The sequence below is a fragment of the Methylomonas subterranea genome, from assembly GCF_024505185.1.
GTDB lineage: Bacteria > Pseudomonadota > Gammaproteobacteria > Methylococcales > Methylomonadaceae > Methylomonas > Methylomonas subterranea.
Genome location: NZ_JANIBJ010000005.1, coordinates 52069 through 75151, shown reverse-complemented (window position 1 = coordinate 75151; position 23083 = coordinate 52069). Strand labels below are relative to the sequence as shown.

At 55.0% G+C, this 23083-nt stretch carries 19 protein-coding genes; 17 read left to right on the top strand and 2 right to left on the bottom strand.

The annotated features are described in order from the left end of the window. Window position 1 precedes the first annotated feature (1 nt). From NP590_RS03940 to NP590_RS03870, 16 genes are all read left to right on the top strand, one after another. Window positions 2-490, top strand: coding sequence for a phage tail terminator protein (locus NP590_RS03940; RefSeq protein WP_256600933.1), 489 nt, complete (start codon window positions 2-4; stop codon window positions 488-490). Further along, a complete protein-coding gene (locus NP590_RS03935) occupies window positions 487-1947 on the top strand; it encodes a hypothetical protein (protein ID WP_256600932.1) in 1461 nt (486 codons plus the stop codon). The genes NP590_RS03940 and NP590_RS03935 overlap by 4 nt, the downstream gene beginning before the upstream one ends. A gap of 35 nt (window positions 1948-1982) precedes the next feature. Further along, the gene (locus NP590_RS03930; protein ID WP_256600930.1) at window positions 1983-2345 is read left to right on the top strand and encodes a phage tail tube protein; all 363 of its coding nucleotides are present in this window, start codon (window positions 1983-1985) and stop codon (window positions 2343-2345) included. A gap of 9 nt (window positions 2346-2354) precedes the next feature. Further along, window positions 2355-3806 carry an SGNH/GDSL hydrolase family protein gene (locus tag NP590_RS03925; protein WP_256600929.1) on the top strand — a complete coding sequence of 484 codons (1452 nt, stop codon included), beginning with the start codon at window positions 2355-2357 and terminating at the stop codon, window positions 3804-3806. An 81-nt stretch (window positions 3807-3887) separates the two neighbouring features. Continuing rightward, complete coding sequence (locus NP590_RS03920; RefSeq protein ID WP_256600928.1) at window positions 3888-4187, top strand: phage tail assembly protein; 300 nt, start codon at window positions 3888-3890, stop codon at window positions 4185-4187. Between the two features lie 245 nt (window positions 4188-4432). After that, window positions 4433-6418, top strand: a complete 1986-nt coding sequence (locus NP590_RS03915; RefSeq protein WP_256600927.1) for a phage tail tape measure protein — start codon at window positions 4433-4435, stop codon at window positions 6416-6418. Next, entirely contained in the window at window positions 6418-7575 is a 1158-nt protein-coding gene (locus NP590_RS03910; RefSeq protein WP_256600926.1) for a DNA circularization N-terminal domain-containing protein, read from the top strand. Before NP590_RS03915 ends, NP590_RS03910 begins: the two co-directional genes overlap by 1 nt. Continuing rightward, complete coding sequence (locus tag NP590_RS03905) at window positions 7568-8530, top strand: phage baseplate assembly protein (protein ID WP_256600925.1); 963 nt, start codon at window positions 7568-7570, stop codon at window positions 8528-8530. Before NP590_RS03910 ends, NP590_RS03905 begins: the two co-directional genes overlap by 8 nt. After that, window positions 8523-9020 (top strand): phage baseplate assembly protein domain-containing protein, encoded by a 498-nt coding sequence (locus tag NP590_RS03900; RefSeq protein ID WP_256600924.1) that lies wholly within the window; start codon window positions 8523-8525, stop codon window positions 9018-9020. Before NP590_RS03905 ends, NP590_RS03900 begins: the two co-directional genes overlap by 8 nt. Further along, window positions 9021-9422 (top strand): phage GP46 family protein, encoded by a 402-nt coding sequence (locus NP590_RS03895; RefSeq protein ID WP_256600923.1) that lies wholly within the window; start codon window positions 9021-9023, stop codon window positions 9420-9422. Next, window positions 9419-10465, top strand: coding sequence for a baseplate J/gp47 family protein (locus NP590_RS03890; RefSeq protein WP_256600922.1), 1047 nt, complete (start codon window positions 9419-9421; stop codon window positions 10463-10465). Before NP590_RS03895 ends, NP590_RS03890 begins: the two co-directional genes overlap by 4 nt. Continuing rightward, window positions 10456-11034 carry a hypothetical protein gene (locus tag NP590_RS03885; RefSeq protein ID WP_256600921.1) on the top strand — a complete coding sequence of 193 codons (579 nt, stop codon included), beginning with the start codon at window positions 10456-10458 and terminating at the stop codon, window positions 11032-11034. Before NP590_RS03890 ends, NP590_RS03885 begins: the two co-directional genes overlap by 10 nt. Window positions 11035-11056: 22 nt before the next feature. Next, a complete protein-coding gene (locus NP590_RS03880) occupies window positions 11057-11998 on the top strand; it encodes a phage tail protein (RefSeq protein WP_256600920.1) in 942 nt (313 codons plus the stop codon). Between the two features lie 8 nt (window positions 11999-12006). Beyond that, window positions 12007-12693: a DUF4376 domain-containing protein gene (locus tag NP590_RS03875; protein WP_256600919.1), complete on the top strand. Its 687-nt coding sequence runs from the start codon at window positions 12007-12009 to the stop codon at window positions 12691-12693. A gap of 127 nt (window positions 12694-12820) precedes the next feature. Beyond that, entirely contained in the window at window positions 12821-13027 is a 207-nt protein-coding gene (locus NP590_RS20550) for a Com family DNA-binding transcriptional regulator (RefSeq protein WP_371927233.1), read from the top strand. Beyond that, on the top strand, window positions 12978-13742 hold the full coding sequence (locus tag NP590_RS03870) for a DNA adenine methylase (RefSeq protein ID WP_256600918.1): 765 nt from the start codon (window positions 12978-12980) through the stop codon (window positions 13740-13742). The genes NP590_RS20550 and NP590_RS03870 overlap by 50 nt, the downstream gene beginning before the upstream one ends. Window positions 13743-14038: 296 nt before the next feature. Here the strand turns inward: NP590_RS03870 and NP590_RS03865 are convergent, their stop codons facing one another. Both NP590_RS03865 and NP590_RS03860 read right to left on the bottom strand, forming a co-directional pair. Next, window positions 14039-15853 (bottom strand): S8 family serine peptidase, encoded by a 1815-nt coding sequence (locus NP590_RS03865; RefSeq protein ID WP_256600917.1) that lies wholly within the window; start codon window positions 15851-15853, stop codon window positions 14039-14041. Between the two features lie 230 nt (window positions 15854-16083). Next, a complete protein-coding gene (locus tag NP590_RS03860) occupies window positions 16084-17304 on the bottom strand; it encodes an FAD-dependent monooxygenase (RefSeq protein ID WP_256600916.1) in 1221 nt (406 codons plus the stop codon). 251 nt (window positions 17305-17555) lie between these two features. Here NP590_RS03860 and NP590_RS03855 point away from each other — a divergent pair, with 251 nt between their 5' ends. After that, complete coding sequence (locus NP590_RS03855; protein ID WP_256600915.1) at window positions 17556-23039, top strand: glutamate synthase-related protein; 5484 nt, start codon at window positions 17556-17558, stop codon at window positions 23037-23039. Window positions 23040-23083: the final 44 nt, after the last annotated feature.

The following is a 23083-nucleotide window of genomic DNA, read 5'->3' as shown; positions in this document are numbered from 1 at the left end:
CGTGATTTCCTTAACCCCACTGATCCAACTGCTATCCGCCAAACCGGCCGGCTTTGCCCATGCATGGTTTCGGGATGTGGCCGGTGCCGCCGAATTCGCGCAAGTGCGCGTGGAAGCGCTACCGCTGCCGGCCTGCTGGCTGGTACGGGCTGCCGATAAGATTGAGGATGTGGACAACGAAGGCCGCGCCGCCGATGTAGGCTTGGGCTTTGATGCGATTATCGCCATCGAGAACACCCGCACCCAACGCGCCGGCGAAACCGACGACGTACTGCTGGCCTACCGCCATGCCGTGCGCACGCTGTTGCAAGGCTGGGAGATTGAGCCGGACATCAACCCGATTCAGTTCAAGGGCGGCCGGGTGCTGGAATACACCCAACAGGACATGTACTGGGCGGACCGTTACGCGTTTAACGCCCTGATCACCAATTATTTACCCGACCCCGGCCCGTTCAGTGAGCTGGTTTACACAGGAGCACCCGCACTATGACCATCAGTTACGACTACGTGCCGCAGGCCTTACGCTACCCCGGCGTTTATATCGAAATCGACGGCAGCCAGGCCGGCCTGGGCGAGGATATCCCCGCCGTGTTGCTGGTGGGGCAAAAGTTGGCCGGCGGCAGCGCCGTGGCCGGCGAGATTACCCGTATCAGCTCGGTATACGACGCCCAGCAAAAAGCCGGCGCCGGCTCCATGCTGGCGCAAATGGCCGCGCGCTATCGGGCCATCGATCAAACGCTAGACATTTACATGCTGCCCTACAGCGACAACGGCGCCGGCGTGGCCGCGACCGGTACTATCACGGTCACCAACGTCGCCACCGCCGATGGCACTCTATCATTATATGTAGCCGGTAAGTTGATCAGTGTCGGCATTACCAGCACTATGACTACCGCGCAAATCGCCACCGCGATTGCCGCCGCGTTTACCGATGCCGATATTCCGGTCACGGCCGCCGCCGTGGCTAGCGTCGTGACTTTGACCGCCCGCCATAAAGGCACCTGCGGCAACAGCATCGACATGCGCTTGAATCTGTACGGCGAACTCAAGCCGACCGGTTTGGGTTTGACATTGACCGCCATGACCGGTGGATCGGGCGACCCGGCGCCGGGCAACCTGGCTACGCTGTTGGGCGCCAACCGCTGGTACCGCTACATTGCTTTGGGCATTAACGATGCCGCCACCCTGGCCGCCTGGCACACCGAAAGCCAGCGCCGTTATCAACCCCCAGTGCAAGCAGGTTTTAGAGTGTTTACCGCCCATCGCGGGGATTTTGCGGCGGCTTCAGGCTTTGGCGAAACCAAAAACTACGAGCATATTTGCGACCTGTCGCTGGAGATTAACCCCACGCCGACATGGGAAGCGGCGGCGATTGTCTGCGCAGCCGCCGCGCCCAAGCTATACAACAGCCCGGTCGAATCGCTGGAAGGCCGCGCTCTGCCCGGCATGATCGGCGTGACCTACCACGACTGGACAAACGCCAACAGCCTGCTGTTTAAAGGTATGAGCGTGATGCAAATCGCCCAAGACGGTTCTTGCAGCATCAAGCGCCTGATCACCCTGCACCAATACCGTCCGGACGGCTCGGCGGATGATGCGTATCTGGATGTGAATACCCCAGAGGTACTGGAGCGCATCCGCTACGTGCAACGCATCCGAGCCATTCAGCAATTCGTCGGCACGGCGGCGGCAAAAACCAACGAGGGCTATAAACCCGGTTTGCGCATCACCACGGAAGACAGCGTGCGGGCGTTTTTGCTGAGCTTGTATCAAAACGTGCTAATGCGGGAAAACGGCTGGGTGCAAAACTACGACCACTACAAATCGACGCTGGTGGTCGAGCAAGACCCGACCAACCCTAGCCGCTTTAATTACCTGGACGTACCGGTACTGTTGTCGCCGTTCTACATCCTGGCCGGCCGTGCGCAGTTTGCGAAGCGGGTTTAACCACCGATTAACGATACTTTAACGGAGCGTCACACATGGCCCAACTCAACAACATTCGCACCGTATCGGTGCCCAGCCTGGGCAAGCTGCCCTTGTCGGAAAACCCCGGCACCTTCACCCCCAGCGGCCAAAAACGCCAGCACATGGCCGGCCGCCTGCCGGAAGACGGCGGCTTTAAAACCACCAGCGCCCCGGCACAACTGGAACTGAACATTAACCTGCAGGCCGGCATCGATATGGATGCCTTGAACGCGGTAGACGGCGAAGACGTCACCATTCGCTTGACAGACGGTCAGGTGTACATGATGAGCCAAGCCTTCGTCACCGATCCGGTGGGCTTCGGCGACGGCGAGAGCCGCATCGTCATCATGAGCAATACATCCGAGCGGATTGCATAGGGGGGCGATATGGGCAAGCGGAGAGCGCGGGAGATTTGGGAATATGACTCGATGGCGGAGTTTGAGGCGGATGGTGGGGCTAAGCTGTATGGCGCCGGACATGTTGTTATAGCTGGAATTGGCCGGTATTCTGATGGCAGTTATCTCGTAGACGAAATTCGTAGATCACCACGCGTCGTTCGAAATATTAGTGCTCAAACTGCACGATTTCCTACGGCATCTCCACTCGGAACAGCTACAGCAACAGCATCAAGGGTAGCCAATGCGCATGGGGTTAAATCGGGACTGCTCGATTTAGATTCTCTAAGTGCCGGTCGTGCGTTCTATTCCGGGACGCTAACACTAGATGCCGATACGTGGTACGCCATCAGTTTTGATGTCACAGAAATGTCTGGCATGGTATCAGGAGCAAATTCGGGATTCCGTCTGAAAACAGCAGGAACTGCAGTTATTGATAACTATTCTGGCGACATTACCGAAACAAAACTGGCTGCTGCTGGGATCGGTAGATATTGCGCCGTGTTCCGATCCATGCTTGGTGGCACAACAACCTTTCGTTTGGGTGTTGGACTTGATTCAAATGTCGGAAATAAGCGCATAAAATTCAAAGATTTTCAGTGGGAAAAATTAACTGCCGATAGCGGAGGATGCGCCGGCGATTATGTTTACCCAGGCTATAGTGCTGCATTCGACACTACAAATGCATGGAGCATGGATGGAAACGGTAAGCTCTCTCAGGGCTCCGCCAAAAAATTCCCAGTAACACCGTATGCTCATATATTGGCGGTCGGTGACTCTAGGCTGGATGAGCCGCACAATATAGCCGGCCAGCTAAACACATTGATGGGTAACGAAGGCCTGGGGGTTTGTGCCATACACGCCAGAGGCGGTTGGTCTACTGCTCATCAGTTGGGGCCAACATCGGTTAACGCAGTAAATATGACTGAGGCCGTGTCTGTAACGTTCGCCGAGGCAATTTTGGGAGGGAAAACCGTTAGATTTTTCTCCACGGAAGGGGACGAGCAATGTGCAGATAATTTGGGCATGCCCTACGACACATTGTTTGTATGCGATTTCGGATACAACGATATCAACGCCGATACAGTTAATGGGCCAGCAACAGTAATGGCTGCGGTTACATACATGTGTGATGTTGCGGACAGTCTCAATATGCGGGTAATTCTGAGTGACAATAATCCGTTTAGCGCATTTGCATCGGCCAACGCAGCTAAAGTCGCTGCGACCAATCTCTTAAATCAAAATTTAAAATTACTGGCAGCTGAGCGCGGGTATCTATTTGTAAGTGCGTATGCAAAACTAAGCGATAGCACTAGTTTCGACAAATTGTCGGATGGCGCAGGGACGACGCCGAATTACAGTCAAGACGGTCTGCATTTAAATGACGCCGGAAGTTTACTGTATGCGCAGATCGCTCTGGCTGTGATTAATGCAAATAGGTAACCAGCAATCCACCAATATTTTAAGCAACCGGCGTTTTGCTAGCGCGAAAACGCCCTACGCCAATCCACCCAAAAACACACCATGCTAAAACTCACATTATCGACGCCGTTAAATTTCGGCAAAAAACAAATCACCGAATTGCAGTTCCGTGCCTACACCACCGCCGAGGATTACCTATCTTTCGACCAGCGCGGCGGGGTGGCGCAGCGGATCGCGCTGATCGCCAGCCTGACCGGCACGGATGAGGCCTTGATCAAGCAGTTGCGCGGGCCGGATTATGTCCGCGCTGAAAAGATCGCCAGCGACATGCTGGAGGCCGATGCCTCGCAAGCGGAAGCCGCTGAAAAAAAGTCGTTAGAATCCTCGCCGCTGTCGGATTAGTCGCGCGCGGTCTGCATCAGCCGCTGCCGGTCGTTAAAGCCCTGCCGTTGGCTGAGTTGTTTGTGTGGGCCAAGATGGCGGCGGCGATGGAGGGGCGGAAGTTTGATTGACAAATCCCCCTCTGTCTCCTTTATGCCCTGTGGGTGCTTTTGCAAAAGGGGATGAAATCCCTGGAAACATTTCCCGCCTAACTCGCACCGCTTTACCCCCGTAAACTCCGGCCCAAACTACCCCGGAGTTTTTTTATGTCTGCAGCCGCCACCGCCGAATTACGCCTCAAGTTTAAGGACGTCGGTGCCACGTCGGGCATCGACAAAGTCGCCAAGCGCATCGAGCAGCAGACCAAGCAAACGGAAAACCTGGTCAACCAATCCAACAATCGCCAGCGTTCCAGTTACGAGCGCCTGAGCCATGCTCGCGAGCAGTTGGGCATGCGTTCTGAAAAGCGAATTCAATTAGAAATTTCGCGCACCGAATCTGCGTACAAACGACTGGCCGCATCCGGCAAACTCAGCCAGGACGAACTCACCCGCGCCGCCGAAAAGACTCGGCAAAAAATCACCCGCCTGACCAACGAAATGGGCAAGCTGACAAAAGAGCAGCAAGCCGCCGCCAAGGCCGCCAAACAGTTTGAAACGGCGCAAAACCGGATTAGGACGGGTGTGGCGGTGGGCGCCGGTATTGCCGCCGCAGGCTATACGCTAAAAGCGCCGGTAATGAACGCCATGAGTTTCGACGAGCGAATTGCATACCTCAGCAACACGGCAAACAATGAACTTGACGTAAGGGGCAGAAAGGCCGGAAAAGCTGAACTTGAAAAAGCTGTTAATGATTCAATCAAGTTCGGTGGAACCCGCGAAAATTCATTGTCCGCATTAGAGTTATTAGCATCATCCAACGCATTTACAACGCAAGACGCTATTAAGCTATTGCCACAGGTGATTAAAACCTCAACTGCAACTAACACGTCTGCCGCCGATGTTGTGCAAGTTGGGTTGGCGGCCATGCAAAATATGGGAGTAGCTCCCGAAAATTTGCCAGCGGTATTTAATATGGCGGCGGCAGGCGGACAAGCAGGCAAATTTGAATTTACCGACCAAGCTAAGTTTTTGCCTAGTCAGTTAGCCGCTGCGCAAGGTCTTGGGTTCTCAGGTACAAAGGGTTTGGCCAGTATTGTGGCGCTGAATCAGGCAGCCGTGACAACGGCAGGAAATAGCAACGAGGCCGGTATCAATGTCGAAAACCTGTTAAGCAAAATCAATTCAGAGGATACGCGCGGCAAGATAGATAAAGTGCTAAAGGTTAATTCCGCCTCTTATTTTGAAAAACGCTTGAAACAAGGTGTTAATACGTTGGATGCATTCGGCGAATTGGTCGATAAAAATGTTTCCAGGCGTTCCGATTATCGTGATCTGCAGAAACAGTTGAAAAGCAGCAAAAGCGACAGTGAGCGTAAAGCAGTATTGGAAAGCATGACCAAGATCGCTGAAAGTGCCGGCATTGGCGAAATCATCAATGACAGGCAAGCACTGATGGCGTTTTTAGGCTATCGAAACAATCCAGAATTAATGGCAAAAGTATTGGCAAAAATTAACGCCAACAATGTCAATTCAGGCGGTGAAGTCGATAAGTCATTTTCAGTGATTAGTGATACGGCTGGCTTTAAGGTGCGAGAAGCTGAGCAGCAAGCGGCTATTGCCCAAAAAAATGCGATGGATGTATTGACGCCGACGATTGGGAAAGTTGCGCAAGGTTTTAGTGATTTGTCACAGCGCTATCCAGATTTGAGCGCAGCCGTGGTGGGCGCAACGCCGCCAGTTATTGCGTTTGGCTCCGCAGTAGGGGTGACAACGTTAGCGCTGGGTGGTGCTAGAGGCGGAGCTGGGCTATCTGCAGCCGCTATTGCTGCATCGAGCGGCATATCAAAATTTGGGGCTGCGTTAGCCGCTATTGTCGGATGGAATATTGGCAAGGATTTTGGCGACAATACCGTGAAACCATGGATTGATGAACAAGTGCAAAATCTTACAGGTGATAAAAATACCACGTTAGGTAGTTCTGCTTATGATCTGGTTGAGTCGGCTAAGAACTTGGTGCATGTGATAATCGAGCCCAAAGACATGGGGTACGTAGCGCGGGTGGACAAACAAAAATCAAGCGGTGTTGCTTCTACTGAAATAAGAGGCAGTAATACCGGCAATTGGCGCACCGGCGCACCAGGATCACCCTAATGAGCTACCAAGACCGCTGGCAAACCGCCGCCTTTCGCGACATCGAGTTTTTAACCGACAGCCACGACGCCAAGTCCGGCCGGCGCTTGGCGGTGCATGAATTCCCCGGCGCCGAGTTGCCGGTGGTGGAGGATTTGGGCGGCCAGGCCAAGGGCTGGACGCTGAACGCCTATTTTATCGGCGCCGACTACGACACCGAATGCGATGCGCTGATTAGCGAACTGAACAAACCGGGCGCGGATTATTTGATTCACCCTTGGCTGGGCCGGTTGTGGGTGCGCGCCCGCAGCTGGACACGGCGGGAAACCAATCAGGAGCAGGGCTTTTGCACCCTGTCGATTGAATTTGTGGCGGGCGGCGCTTCGCCGCCGGCGCCCAGTCAGGATAAGGTAGACGCGGCCAACGAATGGACGATTATTTATAGCGATACGGTGTCCGCCGATTTCGATTTGGCCAGCATGTCTACCGATACGTTGGGCACGTTCGTAGCTAATGTGCAAAGCGGGTTGGATTACGTCCGGCAGGCGGTGTCCTTGGCCTCGTTGCCGTTGACTTGGTCGCGGCAAATCATGGGCGTGGTGGGCAGTATCAGAACCGAGGTTGGCACCTTGGCCGGGTTTCCGGCGAAATACGCGGCCGCCGTGCGTGGATTAACCAATCTGGTGGGCCTGGGCGGCGGCGCCGACTTGACCGCCGCGCAACGGCCCCGGCTGGTCGCGCGCTTGGCGCAAGTGTCCTTGCATGCCGGCCACGGCGATTTGTCGCCCTGGGCGGTCATCGATACGCCCTTGCGCGCCAATTTAGCCGCCGATGCCGCCTTGCATGGACGCTTATGGTTGGGCGCCGCCATGCAGGCCGCGTTAACCGAGTATGTGACCGAGGCGGATCGGGCGGCGAGTTTGGCGGCGGTGGACGCGGCTTACGACGCCTTGCTGCCCAGCATGCCGGATCCGGTGTTTCAGGCGGCGGTGTCCGCCCGCGCGGCCTTGCTCGAGGCGGTGATGGCGCAAGACCTCAAGCCGCGGCAAATCCGCGACGTGGTGCAGCCGCTGCCGAGCACGGTGTTGGCGCATCGGATGCAGATCGACGAGGCGGTGTTGATTGCGCGTAATGGCGTGCGGCATCCGTTGTTTGTGCAAGGGCGGGTGTATGGTTGAGATTAAGTTCAACGGCCAGCGCTATGCCTACTGGCAACAGGTGCACATCCGTAGCTCGGTAGATGATTTGGCCGCGTCGGTGAATTTGGCCGTTACCCGTTCCGGTACCGGCGAGCGTTTGGGTGTGGATGCCAATACGGTGATCGAGGTGCTGATTGACGGCGCGGTGGTGACGACGATCCGCGCCGATTCGATCAGCCGTCATGTGGATGCCAATAGCCATGGCATAGCCATCGAGGGGCGCTCACTGGCGCGCGAGTTGATTGACAGCCAATACTCGCAAACCCTGTCCGGTCTGAAGTTGGAAGAGCTGGTAAAGCGGCTTTGCAGCACCTTTAACGTGCCTGTAAACGTCAATGCCAAAACCACGCTGGTGCCGGATTTTAGCCTGCAATCAGAATCGCCTTCCAACGCGCTGATCAACGCCGCCCGCGCGGCTAACTTGCTGCTGTACCCGACGGCGGACGGCGGACTGATGTTGACCGAGCCCAGCAGCGCGGCACCGGTGGCAACACTGCGCTATGGCGAGCACATCGAAAGTTACACCGTGGTGGATGAATACAAGTTGCGCTATTCCGAGTATCTGGTGAAGGGTTACGACTACCAAAACGACCAGGCGTTGAAAGGCGCCGCCAAAGATAGCGGCATTGGGTTTTACCGGCCATTGCACATCATCGCCGATAAAACCGGCCAGGGTCTGGGCGGCAGCGAACGCCGCGCGGAGTTGGAGCGTAACCGCCGGCAGGCGCGAGCTAATCGCATCGAATTGAATGTAGCCGGCTGGACCCATGCCGGTGGCGTGTGGGCAATTAACACTCAGGTGCGGGTAACGATTCCGCAAGAGAATGTCGACGGCGTGTATTTGATCGGTGACCTGGCGTTTACCCTGGACGACCAGCGCGGCAGCATGACGCAATTGAGCGTGATGAAGCGGGAGGCGTTTGCCGGTGAATAATCAAATCTGGAACCGACTGCAGCTGGTGTTTGCGCAAGGCGTCGCCACGCTGGTGAGTGCCGGCAAGGTGCAGACGCGGGTATTGGATGAAGAGGTGCTGGATAACATCAATCGCGTTGAGCCGTATGGGTTGAGTTATCGCCCCAAGCCAGGCGCGCAGGTGTATCTGGCGTTTCCGTCTGGCGACCGCAGTTATGGCGTGGCGTTGGTGGTGGGCGACAAACGTTATCAGCTGGATCTGCAGGAAGGCGAAGTGGCGCTGCATGACGATGAATTGAATCACCGGATTATTTTGACCCGCGAGGGCATTGTGATCGAGGGCGGCGGGCATGACGTGACTATTAATAATGCGCCGACCGTGGTTGTGAATGACGGCACGGTGCAGGTGAACGGCGGCGATGTGATTGCCGATGGCATTTCGTTAAAACAGCATGTGCACGGCGATGTGCAGTCCGGCGATGGCGAAACCGGCCAGCCGGTGGGAGGGTAAATGTTGAATCTGGTGCAAACCGATAATGGCGTGTTTGATGTGGTATTTGACGACACATTGAGCGTCGATCCGGAGGAGGCCGCGATTCAATCCCTGCTATATGCCGTGTTGTTTACCGATGCCGAAGCCCCTGAAAACCGGGTGCCTGATCGGTATGAACGGCGAGGCTGGTGGGCGGATGCGGAAGCCGGTACCGGCCTTTGGCACGTGCGCCGGCAAGCCTTAAGCGATTCTGCCCGCCGCGAGGCGATGTTTATGGTGGAGCAGGCCTTAATCGATCATGGCGTGACGTCGGTGTCTGTCACGGAAGACCCGCGCGTCGCTGGAAACGTTTCCGGCGTGTTCCTGCGCATCAGCGGTTTGCATAATGGTCGCACCTTTACTATGAGCGTGCCCTTGTGACCGATTACGTTCGCCCCAGCTACCCTGAACTGAAAGCCCGCATCGATACCGATCTGGCGGCCATGCCGGCGGTGTTGCGCGGGCCGCTGGCGGCGACCTGGGGCCGGGCTTGCCACAGTCAGCACGGTTTTTTGGAGTGGATCGATAAGCAATGCAGCCCGCTAACGTGCGAGCTGGAACGCTTGTATGACTGGGCGGCGCTGTACGGTGTGGACCGATTGGTGGCCACGCCCGCCGAAGGCACGGTATTGGCCACCGGCACGCCTGGTACGCCGTTATTGGCGGATACCGTGTTACGCGGCCTGAATGGTTACGATTATACGGTGCTGGCGGCGGTGACGTTGACGGCCGGTAATACGCCGGTGGCTGTGCGGTGCATGACGGCCGGCAATGCCGGCAACTTGCTGTTCGCGCAAACGCTCACATTGGTCGATCCCGTGCCCGGCGTATCAAGCACCTTAACAGTGGATAGCAATGGTTTGACCGGCGGCGAAGAAGAAGAGTCGCTGGAAAATTGGCGGGTGCGGGTGGCCGATGAATGGCGGGTGATGGTAGTGCGCGGCGGACGGTCCGGTAAGTCGGCGGATTATCGATTCTGGGCTAAAACCGCACACCCCTCCGTGACTGGTGCGTTGGTGCAACCGAATGTGCTGGGCATGGGCTCGGTGATCGTGCGGCCGATTTGCAATGCCTTGACAGACCGGTTGCCTACCTTGGCGGTTTTAAATGCCGTCGCCGATTATTTAACCAACATCGCTCCGGCCACGGCCGATTGGCGCGTGGTATCGCCGCTGGTCAAGCCTGTGAATGTGACCGTCGATTTATTGCCCGGCTACGATAGCCTGGCGAATCGCGACGCTATCCAAGCCGCACTGGCGGCACTGGTGTTATCCGAATCGGCCGAAACCGCGCTGTTGACCATGGCGGAGATCGATGCGGCGATCGCCAGTGTGACGCAACAGTACACGCGTTTAGCGCCGCTGGCAGATTTGGCGGTGGGGCCGGGTGAGTTGTTTGTGCTGAATCCGGTGCTATGGGTTTAATGCAGATCACCCAGCACAGCGCCGGCGACTATGCAGCCAGCATTCAGGCCTTGTTACCGCCCGGCGCGGCGTGGGATTGGCAGGCCGGCAGCGTGGGGTTGCAATTCTTGCAGGCAACCGGCGAAGAGCTGGCACGCGTCGAAGCCGAAACGCAAAAGGTGTTGGATCGGGCGATTGAGATACATCGGCCCGGCTCGGCAAATTGGCATATCAATGCATACCGGGCCGTAGCCAATCAGGCCGTTGCCTCGATTAACGAATCTATCCCCAGAACCCCCGCCCGCGTGGGCAGTTGTGTGGGTGTGCGTTTATGGCATGCCGATGCCGTGTTTCCCGTGCCGCTGGTGCAAGTGGATCATCTGGTCGGCCCGTTACGGGTGGGCAGTCATGTGGGGGATCGTTGCTGGGGCAGTCGCGGCCGGTATGTCTTGCGGGTGCGCTATTACCGCTCCGTGGTTGACCCATATTTATTGTGGCAGGCGCTGAATGCATTTAAGCAAGCGCATGTGTTTCTGTGGTTTGAAGATATTTCCGCCGCCGGCGGCGAGGTGAGTTATGCACAAGATTGATGGCGCCGGTAATTTGGCCGGTATGTTCGTCTGGGAAGACCCGTTGTTGAACCGTCCGCCGACCGAGATTACCGCCGAATGGCTGAACGCGGTGCAGATGGAGTTGGTGCACGTGATTCAGTGGGCTGAAATCACGTTGAATAAGAGCAATAACGGGCAATTGTTGCAGGCCCTACAGGCCAAATTTGCCGCCGTCGACCCTGGCGGTGATTATGCGGCCAAAATCGCCGTGCAGGCGGATACCTATAAAGCGGCCAGCGCCGACGTGGTGGGCGCGCCGGATGCGATTGTGGCGGCGTTTTTTCCGGCGATTACCGGGCTTGGTTCGGCTGACGGGATGACGCTATATGTACGCGCCTTGGCGCCCAATGCCACCGCGACGCCGACGTTTACGCCGAATAATGGCACGATTGCGCATAAGACTATTGTCAAGGGCAACAACCTGCCATTGGTTGCGGGCGATATAGCCGGCGCAGGATTTTGGGCGGAATTGCGCTATGACCTGACGTTGGATAAGTGGGTATTGATGAACCCGGCCAAGGGAATCATTGCCGCGTCCGATGATGTGGGGTTTATCAAAATATTTTCCGGTCCGACCGTGCCGGATGGTTATTTGGCACTGCCGACTGCGCAAACAAATCTATCCCGTGCCACCTATGCCAAATTGCATGATGTCTACGCGGCGCAGGGGTATCCATGGGGTGTGGGGGATGGCGCCACCACGTTTGGGATGCCGTGGCTGCCTGGGGATTATACCGTTTTGCAGGCTGGGGTTGGTGGCGTCGGTTCCGCGACAATCGGTGAGGTGATTGCCCATACGCATAACTACTACCGCGAGGTTGGCGTAGCGCCTGCATTTGCTGGCGGATCGCAGGCGGCTGGTGTATTGACGGCCACATCTTCCACGGGCGGCGCATTTAACAAAGCCGCCGGTCACCGTGTCAAATTCTGCGTTAAATTCTGAGGCAATTTATGAAAACAGTGTATCTATACGACCCATCGACGGGCGCATATCGCAGCACTTATGACGCGCAAGAAAGCCCGCTGGTGCCAGGCCAATTCATTGCACCCACCCACTCTGTAGATGTCGCGCCAACGCCGGAGCCTGGCGCTTGGCCGGTGTGGCAAAGCGGCGCTTGGGTCAATGTGCCTGATCATCGCGGCGCAGTGTATTACCTGCCAGACGGCAGCCGCCACGAAATCGCCGAATTGGGCATTGAGCCGCCGCCGTATGCGTTGGAGTCCGCCCCTGTTACGGTGGCGCAATTGTTAGAGGCTTTGGATGTCGAGCGCTCGCGGCGTTGGCGTGCAGGATTCCCGGTGCAAATAGGCGGCGGTATTACAAAATGGTTTCATTCCGATGAATTTAGCCTGACACAGCACCTGGGGCTAAAAGATAAAGCCCGTGATTTGCTGGCGGCTGGCGGGGCTATGTCTGACGCTATCACCATTTCCGGTCAAACGGTGTATTGGTCGACGATGGATGGTTCGCCGGTGGCGATTACCGCGCAGTTGGCGTTTGATTTAGTCAGCAGCGCCGGGTTGCAGCAAGCATTGGTGTTTGCCGCGAGTCAGGTTCACAGAGCAGCTATTAATTCAGCTGAGGATTTGTCGGGTTATGACGTGTTGGCCAATTGGCCGGCCGTGTTCGGCGAGTAATTAAACGGTGCGACGTGTCTCGATGCGCTAACATCGAGACCAGCCACCATCCGCAGGGGTGAGCTGCTTCAGGCCAAGGCACCGTGCTGTGCACACAGCGGTGTAAGCCTAGTCTAAAGTGGCAATTATGGAAACGATACGTTGCGGTCATTGCGGCCGCAAATTGGCCGAAGCGGCCTTTACACGTCTGGTTATTAAATGTACCCGTTGCGGGACATTGAACGATTTGAAGGCCATTGAGCCTCTTACCCGAGTGCCACGAGCGCCTGATAATGAGGATTACGATGGCAAAACCGATCATTCCCTGGGTAGGCGGCAAGCGTCGTCTGGCTAAACATATCCTACCCCTGTTTCCTGATCACAGCTGCTACGTGGAGCCCTTCGCCGGCGGCGCGGCACTGTTGTTTATGAAGGAGCGCGCCGAAGTCGAAGTGTTGAACGACATCAATGGCGATTTGGTGAACCTTTATAGGGTCGTTAAACACCATTTGGAGGAGTTTGTCAGGCAGTTTAAATGGGCGTTGGTGAGTCGGCAGATTTACGAATGGCTCAAGCAAACGCCTGTTGAACCCCTGACGGACATTCAGCGTGCCGCCCGGTTTTACTATCTCCAGAAAATGGCTTTCGGCGGCAAGGTGGCCAATCAGACCTTTGGCACGGCCACGACCAGTCCACCCAGGTTGAATCTGCTGCGAATAGAGGAGGAATTGTCGTCGGCGCATCTGCGTTTGTCGCGCGTGTTTATTGAGCATGTGACCTGGGACAATTGTATTCGTCGCTACGACCGCGAACATACGCTGTTTTATCTTGACCCGCCTTACTGGGGCACTGAAGGTTATGGCGTTGATTTCGGTCTGGAGCATTACGACAAGATGGCCGAATTTGCGCGATCGATCAAAGGCAAGATGATTGTGTCGGTTAACGATATACCGGAAATGCGAAAGGCGTTTGATGGGTTATTTATTGAGTCGGTCGGTATCGATTACACCGTCGGCGGCGGCGAAAAAAGAAAGCTCGCGCGCGAGTTGATTATCAGGAATTTTGAGTGAATATTTCGCGTCCTGAATTCAAGCCATTTATGCGTTTATTCCTTGTCCGGAATTCAAACGCATTTTGTCCGGAATTCAACCGCGCTTTACTCCCGCAAATCAGACCCAAACGGTCAATATCAGCCAGATAAGATTAAGCTATCCCGAGACAATTTGTTCCAGCCCGCAAAACCACGAACCAAAGTTTGATCAAAGTTTTGCAAAATTCCCCCAAGCATTCAATTTGCGTAAAAAAGCCGGCAAAGTATTTGCCGGCTATCATAATTAAACTATTTATAATTCAGCGTTTATAAAAATTACTTACTAACCTGAATACTCGTTTGGCCGATATTATTTGCCTTATCTTTGGCTACGCTCGAAATAACATGGGCACCTGACGCAACTTTGCTAGTATTCCATTTGTATGTCAAAGAACCTGATGTTGTGGAACTGACCAATTTGCCATCAACATACAATTCCAATTTGGCAACCCCGACATTGTCATTCGCCGCAACATTGACGGAGATCACTCCAGTAACCTTTGCCCCATTTCCAGGGTTGGTTATCTGAACCGTTGGCGGGGATTGATCTTGCGGCGCCAGTGCCGTTTGATTTTTTACAGTGATCGATACGTTACCGGAAGACGCTTGATTACCGGCCGCATCTTTCGCGGAAGCAGTAAGTACCACGCTACCATCGGAAACACCTTTACTATCCCAGCTAAATTGATACGGCGCTACGTTATCCGTTCCCACCAATACACCGTTGGCGAACAGCGACACCTCGCTAACGCCTATGTTATCGCTAGCACTGACATCAACCTGCGATATTCCGCTGATCACACTGCCGGCAGTGGGCGAAAAAATACTTACCATCGGCGGAACCGTATCCTTGGATGTGGTATTCAACGCCAGTTGTACCGCCGCTGCCGCATTCACACGGCCATTACCGAAATAGGGATGAAAATCGGTGCCCGCAATCTTGTCAGCTGATTCTTTCAAAACCTTCTCAACATCATCAGGAGTAAGATTTGGATTAGCCGCCATAATCAAAGCAGCAACGCCAGCGGTAACCGGAGAGGAAAATGATGTGCCGTTCCACTTACTGTAGGCATTCCCCATTTTTGTCGTGGCAATTGAAACCCCTGGCGCGGCGACATCGATAAAACTGCCATAATTAGACCAACTGGCTTTGGCATCATTGCTATCAGTCGCGGAAACAGAAATGATGTAAGGATTATCAGTAAAACCAGGATCTATTCCACTATTTCCAGCCGCAGCTATAACCACTCCACCTTTTCCGCGCATATATTGCGCAGCGGTAGTTACGGAAGCACTATTACTTATTCCATCAAAACTTATATTAGCCACATCGGCGTTATGATCAGCCGCCCAGTTTAAGCCCCGGGCAATGTCGCTGTAATATGCAGCCCCGGTGGGATCATTCGTGACTCTGACAGGGAGTATTTTCGCTCCCCATGCAATGGATGCAACGCCCACGGAATTGTTCGTCTGCGCGCTAGCAGTGCCCGCCACAGCCGTGCCGTGCCCCATGACATCGGAGGTTGTGCCGCTTCCATCCGCGGCGTTGTAGCCGGGAAGAAGTTGATTGACCAAGTCCTGATGACCACCATCAACCCCCGTATCCAGTACGGCTATGGTAACTCCTTCACCCTTTGTGACGTCCCATGCACTGGGCGTCTGAATTTTAGGCAAATGCCAAGCAATGGAAAAATACTGATCGTTGACAGTGGTTTCGGTTAGTTGCACTAACATATCAAGTTCGGCAAATTCAATATGCGGGTTTTTTGATAAGGCCCGAACGACCGCTTCTTCGGCATTTTTAGGCACCGAAACCACGTGCAGGGGTAAACTACCGATTTTTTCTCCCGCCTTACCCTGATTTTTACTCAAAACATCATTAAATTCTCTATCAGACAAACCAGCCTTGGGCTTAACCAGTATTTGCCCTGCTCTCCACTTTTTATCGGGAATGCCGGCTGCCGGAGGTGTTTGCTCAATATCTTTATTAATGATTCCTAACAAATCATCCCGCAAATATCCACCCATGTAGATTAAAGCCGGCACCGCTAGCAACACCATCCCCGCTATATATAATCTTTTTATTTTCATGTTACACCACCTGCATCATCTAAAATTTGAGGTTTGATCATATCCCTGTTATGAGAAAATTCTATTGTTCAAAAGGGATGCTTCCTATCTCGGTTGTTAAATAAAAAACAATCTTGAGGGTCGAGGTCAGTGTAATTCAGTCCAGCATAAAAACCGTGATCGTTTCGTCAAATTAAACCACCGGAAAAAACATCGTTTAGTGAGTCACCTGTCTCACCAAGTCAAATACCTCAACCCAAATTCAAACTTTTCCCTTGCGCCAGTTTGGGCAAGCGCCCTTCCAGCCCCATGGCAGCCTTCATCACCTTGTTTCTGATCGGCGTTAGCCGTTGCGCCAACCCCAACCCCAAGTTGCGGATGAGTTTAAGCGGAGGGATGTCGTTGCTGAACGATTTATAAAATACGTCCATCACGGTCATCATTTTCAAATTTTCATTTCGCCGCATGGCTTCATAGCGCTTTAAAATCGACATGTCGGCTATGTTTTTACCCTGCCCATGCGCCTCAACCAAAACCTCGGCCAACGCGGCCGCGTCCAGCAAACCTATATTGACCCCCTGCCCGGCCAGCGGATTGATCATATGCGCCGCATCACCCACCAATGCCACGCCTTGCTTGACATAACTCTGCGCATGCTGGCGCCTCAACGGAAAGCTGGCCACCCCCAACACCTGATTGACCTGCCCCAAACAATCGGGAAACGCCGCCAACAACTCGTCTTTGAGCTGATCATAGGGCAAACTCTGTAAACGCCGCACCTCGTCGGGAGACTGGTACCACACGATCGAGCCATAATTCCCGGTCAAGGGCAAAAATGCTTGCGGCCCACTAGGCACAAAACGCTGCCAAGTTATATCCTGCTGGGGATAGGCTGTTTCGACATAAATCACCAGGGCATGTTGATTGTAATCCCAGCTGGTGACGCCCAGCCCGACCGCCTGCCTGACCCGAGACTGGCCGCCGTCCGCGGCCACCAGCAACCGTGCTTGTAATATCCGCCCATCCACCAACATCACCTCGCTCTGATGACCGTCATAATCAATCCTGGCAATAGACCCGGGCATCAAAAGCGTGACATTGGCAAAATCGGCCAATCGCTCCAGCAAGGCCAATTGGGTAATTCGGTTTTCAACGATATAGCCCAACTCGGACGCACGAATATCGTCGCTGTTAAAAGTGGTATCGCCCATGCCTTCCCAAACCCGCATGCGCTTGAAAGGGCAATAGCGCTTTGAGGCAATGCCCCGCCAGGCGCCAACCGCATCCAGAATATTCCGCGACGCAATACTCAAGGCGGAAACCCGCAAATCATGGGGCTGATCGGGTGAAAAAGCCTCCGGTACCTGAGCCTCGATAATCGCCACCGTAAGCCCGCTGCCGCCCAGGCAACAGGCAACCGCGGCACCGACCATACCGCCGCCCACTATCACCACATCAAATTCTTGTTTCATATTTTGTCACAGAGTATTAAAACGTTAGTCTGACAACGCGGCCGGTATTTACATGGCTGATGAAATGACAGGAAAGCCGCCGCGTGTTATGATTGGAAAGTTTCACCAACTGAAATTTCGGACAAACTCGCAAGTTTGTTGCTGCTTTCGATGACTCTAACACGCGGCAACGAGAAAAACCATAAACGGCGTTGTCCTTAAGGTAATTACCCGGCGACGCAATTAACCAGCAAGACAGGATCTGGATAGCAATGATCAATAACGCCCAGAAAAACAACGCAATACATATGCTTTACGATGCCGATTTATCTCAAGACAGCTGCGGCGTAGGCTTTATCACCCGCAAGGACAGCAAGCAGACACACGCTCTTCTGGTCAAATCGCACGAAGCCTTATGTACCATCCCGCATCGCGGCGGCATGAGCGCCGAGGGTATTGGCGACGGCGCTGGCGTGAACATCGACTTGTCTTTAAAGTTTTTCCGCAAAATCACCGGTATCGAAAACTTGGCATTGGGCCAATTCGGCGTGGCCAATTTCTTTTTCCCGGAAGACCACGCCCATTACGACTCCACGGCAACACAGTTGGTGGAAAGCCATCTGAAGGAGTTCGACCTGCCCGTCATAAAATGGCGCGAAGTACCGGTAGACAAATCGGTGTTGAATGCCGCGGCCGTTAAGGCGCAATTACCGATCAAGCAACTGATTTTCGGTCGCCCAGCCGCGCTAAAAGACGCCAGCCACCAAGAATTCGAGCGCCACATCCAAAAAGCGTTGCTGACCATAGAAGCGGACGGCTTTGGCAGACCCGAATTGCGAGGCTTCTACCCATTGTCCATGAGTTCCCGCACTCAGGTCTACAAGGGCCGCCTGAATTCATTCGAGGTAATCCCTTATTTCGTCGATCTATACGATACCGACCACGAAATCAGCACGCTGTTTTTTCACACCCGCTTTTCCACCAATACCGCGCCGGCCACCATGATGGCCCAGCCCTTCCGTTATATGGCGCATAACGGCGAATTGAACACCGACAAGAAAAACCGCCTGAGCGAAAATGCCATCGCCCGTCAAAACAACAAACATATAGTATTCCCTTGCGGACAATCCGACTCCGGCCGACTGGACCAAACCCTGACCCGCCGCATTAACGAAGACGAGCTGGATATCGTGACCGCCATTCTGGCCATGATGCCGCCGGCCTGGGAAAACGACCCCACCTTGTCCGAAGAAGTCCGTGCCATGCTGGAGTTCTTCAGTCTGTACGAGGAAAAAAATGACGGCCCAGCCGCATTGATTTTCAACGACGGCATCCGAGTCGGCGCCCGCCTGGACCGGCTGGGCCTGCGCCCCTTGCGTTCAGTGGAAACCACCGAATATCTGGCCGTAATGTCGGAAGCCGGCCAAATAGACTTTCCGCCCGAAGAAGTGCTGTACCGCGGCCGCATCGAAGCCGGAGGCATGCTGTACTTCGACCACGCCACCGGCCAATCCTACAATAGCCGTCAAGTCATGGAACGCCTGGCCAAGGAGAAAGACTACAAAACCATGCTGGCGGAGCGCTGCCTACACTTGAACGACCTACCCAAAGTAGACCTGTCCGAAATCGGCAACGATCACGAATTGAATATCGACCAACGTCACACCGCCTATTCGTTGAACCAGGAAAGCTTTAAATTCCTGCTCGACCCCATCCTGCAAACCGGCTTGGAAAAAGTCTCGGCCATGGGCTACGGTTTGGCGCCGAACGCCTTGAGCGCGGCGGAAGGCGGCATGTCCCGCTACTTCAGCCAACGCTTCGCGCAAGTCACCAATCCACCCCTGGACTCGTTGCGCGAAAGCGACGGTATGACCTTGCGTGTAGCGCTCGGCGCCAAACCAACCTTCGCACCTAGCCACAGCAAGCAGCTGATGATAGAGTCGCCCATCCTGCAGCGCACCCAACTTGAACAAATACGCCGGCAAACCCAGGTCAAAACCGTCACGCTGGACATGCTCTATACGCCTGACTTCGACGATGCGGTCCAAAACGAAAAAGCCCTGGAACTGGCGCTGCAAAATGTTTGCCAGCAGGTGGAGCAAGCCGCCCGCGGCAATGTTGGAATTATCATTTTGAGCGACGCCAACATCGGTAAAAGCAAAGCCGCTATCCCCGCGCTGTTGATGGTCGCCGCCGCCAACCAGCATATGGTGAAACACGGCTTGCGCTTCAACTCGTCGCTGATCCTGGAAACCGGCCAAGCCGCCAGCCCGCACGACGTCGCCACCATACTGGGCTTCGGCGCCTCGGCTATTTGTCCGCTGAGCGTGCACAACCGGGTGATGACCGAATACGGCGACACCGCATCCCGACAAAAAGCCTTGTACAACTTCCAGAAAGGCGTGGAAAAATCGCTGATGAAAACCATGGGCAAATTCGGCCTGTGTACGGCGGAAAGTTATATCGGCGGCGAATTCTTCGAATCCAATTATCTGGATACCGACGAACCCAAGCTACAGGTTTATTTCCCCAACATCAACGCCTCCGTGGGCGGCGTCCGCTATGCGGATATCGCCGCTAGCGCCAGCGAATGGCACCACAAAGCCTTGTCCGTCAAAGACGAAAACGATATCCCGTTCCTGGGCCTGTTCAAAGAGCGTCAGGAAGGCGCCGGCCATACCTTCGGTAACACGGCCGTGCGCGAATATATCAACATGACCGACGAGGCGATTCTGTACGTTCCGCGGCAACAAACCGCGGAAGCCAGCGACACCGCCTACCTGGATTTCGGTTACGAAAAACGCACGCCGGAGCAAATCGACGCGTTCGGCATTACCCCCGCCTACCGCAGCTTCAGCCGCAATCTGGCACAGGAACGGGCCAATCGTCCGGCGGCATTACGCGACGTGATGGATTTTCCGGTCGATATTACCGCAGCCAACAGCACGGCTGATTTCGACCGTCTGTTGGGCAGTCAGAACTTACTCGGAAACAATAATTTCCTGGTGCGCGGCTTGCGAGTCGAAAAAAGCAACGGCGTCGTCTTTACGTTGAGTCTGAGCAACGACAACAGCAAGGCCCGTCTGGAACAGTTGGCCGAGCATTTGAAAGCCCGCTTCGCCGGCAACGATTTCGGCCTGAGCGTCGAAAACACGGCTATCAGTCTGCGCGTCAACGACAGCGACAGCCTCGTTTACCATTATTTGAACAATCTACGCACGGCCCGCGAAGCCATTGCCCTGGACAAGGTTCAAGCCGCGCACGAAATTACTCCCACCTTTGCTTCCGGCGCCATGAGCCATGGTGCTTTATTGGCCGAAGCACACGAAGCCGTGGCCATGGGTACCAACATTGCCGGCGCCAAAAGCAACTCAGGCGAAGGCGGCGAACATTCCAGCCGTTTCGGTACGTTGCGGTCCAGTAAAATCAAACAGTTCGCCTCCGGCCGTTTCGGCGTCTGGGCCGGCTATCTGGCCGACCCGACCATAGAAGAAATCGAAATCAAAATCGGCCAGGGCGCTAAACCCGGCGAAGGCGGCCAATTACCCGCGCCTAAAGTCTCGGTGGAAATCGCGGCCTTGCGCGGCGGCACGCCCAAGGTAGAACTGGTCAGCCCTCCGCCACATCACGACACCTATTCCATCGAGGATTTGGGTCAATTGATACACGACGCCAAGGCTGCCCGGGTCAAAGTCGTCGTCAAGCTGGTATCGTCCGAAGGCATAGGCACCATCGCGGTGGGCGTGGCGAAAGCCGGTGCCGATGTAATCAACGTGGCCGGCAACACCGGCGGCACCGGCGCCGCGGCGGTTACCAGCCTGAAAAACACCGGCCGCTCGCCTGAAATCGGTATTGCCGAGGTGCACCAAGCGCTGGCGGCGAACGGTTTACGGGAAAAAGTCGTCTTGCGCTGCAGCGCCGCCCACCAAAACGGCGTCGACGTGGTCAAATCCGCCATACTCGGCGGCGACTCCTTCGAATTCGGCACCACCGCGCTGATGATGCTGCGCTGCGTGATGGCGAAAAACTGCAACATCCGCTGCCCGGCCGGCTTGACCACCGCCCATGAAGAATTCAAGGGCGACCCGCGGGTACTGGCGCAGTTTTTCCTGAATCTGGCCCATGAAGTCCGCGAAATTCTGGCCAACCTCGGCTATGGCAGTCTGCGGGAAATTCGTGGCAAAACCGAACTGCTGCACCTGATCAACCATTCCAGCATGGTCGGCCAAATTCATCTGCATAAACTACTGGCGGAAATCCAGGAAATCAAAATCGACAAACCGATTTATCTGGAAAAGGATTTTGCCATCGACGACAAAATATTCGCCCAAGTCAAAACGGCCCTGTTCGAACAAGGCCAAAAACAGGTGATCGTCGCGGGCGACGAGTTCAAGCTGAACAACCGCAACAAAACGGTGGGCGGACAAACCGCCATCGACCTGGAGCGTATGCTGCAATACGGCCTGAATGCCGACCAACTGGCCGGTTCCAAAATCATCTATACCAACCAGCATGGCCGCCGCTATCTGGCCGACGACACCATCATCGTCCGTACCCACGGTTCCGCCGGCCAAAGTTATGCCGCATTCAATAACGACGGCATGCGCATGGAACACACCGGCACCTGTAACGACGGCGTCGGCAAAACCGCTTGCGGCGGCACCATCGTCATCAAATCGCCTGGCGGCGGCTCGCAAAAACCCGGCGAGAACGTGCTGATCGGCAACTTTGCCCTGTTCGGTGCCTCGGGCGGCAAAACCTTCATCAACGGCGAAGCCGGCGACCGTTTCGCGGTGCGTAACTCCGGCGCCATGGCCGTCGTGGAAGGCGTCGGCGACTTCGGCTGCGAATACATGATCAACGGCGCGGTTTTGAATCTGGGCGGCTTCGGTAAAGGCTTCTGCACTGGCATGTCCGGCGGCAACGCCTACCAATACGATCCGGAAGACCGTCTGCGGGATTTGTACGACAAAACCTCCGTCAGCATTCACAGCCTGACCGACGATACCGATGTCGCGGCCAGTCATGAACAATTCATTCTGTACATGCTGGAGCAACACATCGAACATACCGGTTCGGAAAAAGCCAAAACCATTCTGAGCAACTGGCCGCAAGAGCGCCGACATTTCAAATTCGCGCTGCCGTTGTGGCTGAACAGAACCCAAACCGCCGAGTTCCTCAGTCAATCCATGGACCGCAAGACCATGATAGAAGAACTGTCCGTGGCCTACGCGCAGAAGCAGATAGAGCTGATCAAACAGGCTTATAAAAATAACACCACCTTATTCAACGGCGCCATCCCCGGCTACGGCGACATCGACAGCGAGTTGACTTTAAAGCTGATCAACAGCTATGCCGTCGTCGACAAGGCACAACAAATTGCCAGGGATCAACTCAATAAAGCCGGCCAACCATTGAGCGAGGCCCTAATCGACAGGCATGCGCGCAAGTTGGTGATGGAAAGACCGCGAAAATTGCAGGATGCCTTGATCAAGAATATCCGCGAAGCCTATAGCCAATACGACGACGCTCAGCTGGCGACTCTGATGGCGGAAAAACGTCTTAACGACTACAAAACCACCCTGATGCTGCGAGACGTGCAAAGCATTTATTCCATCGGCTCCACCGCCTGGATCATCGAACAGGACACCCTCAACCGTCAAGCCTTGGCCGGGGTACCGTCCATCGATAAAAATCTGGCCAGCCTGGAAAGCCTGGCCATCGTCAAGGACATGCTGGAAAACGAAGCGGCCTGATAAACCGATAAGGTGGGCCGGGTTGCGCTTGCGTTCAACCCCGC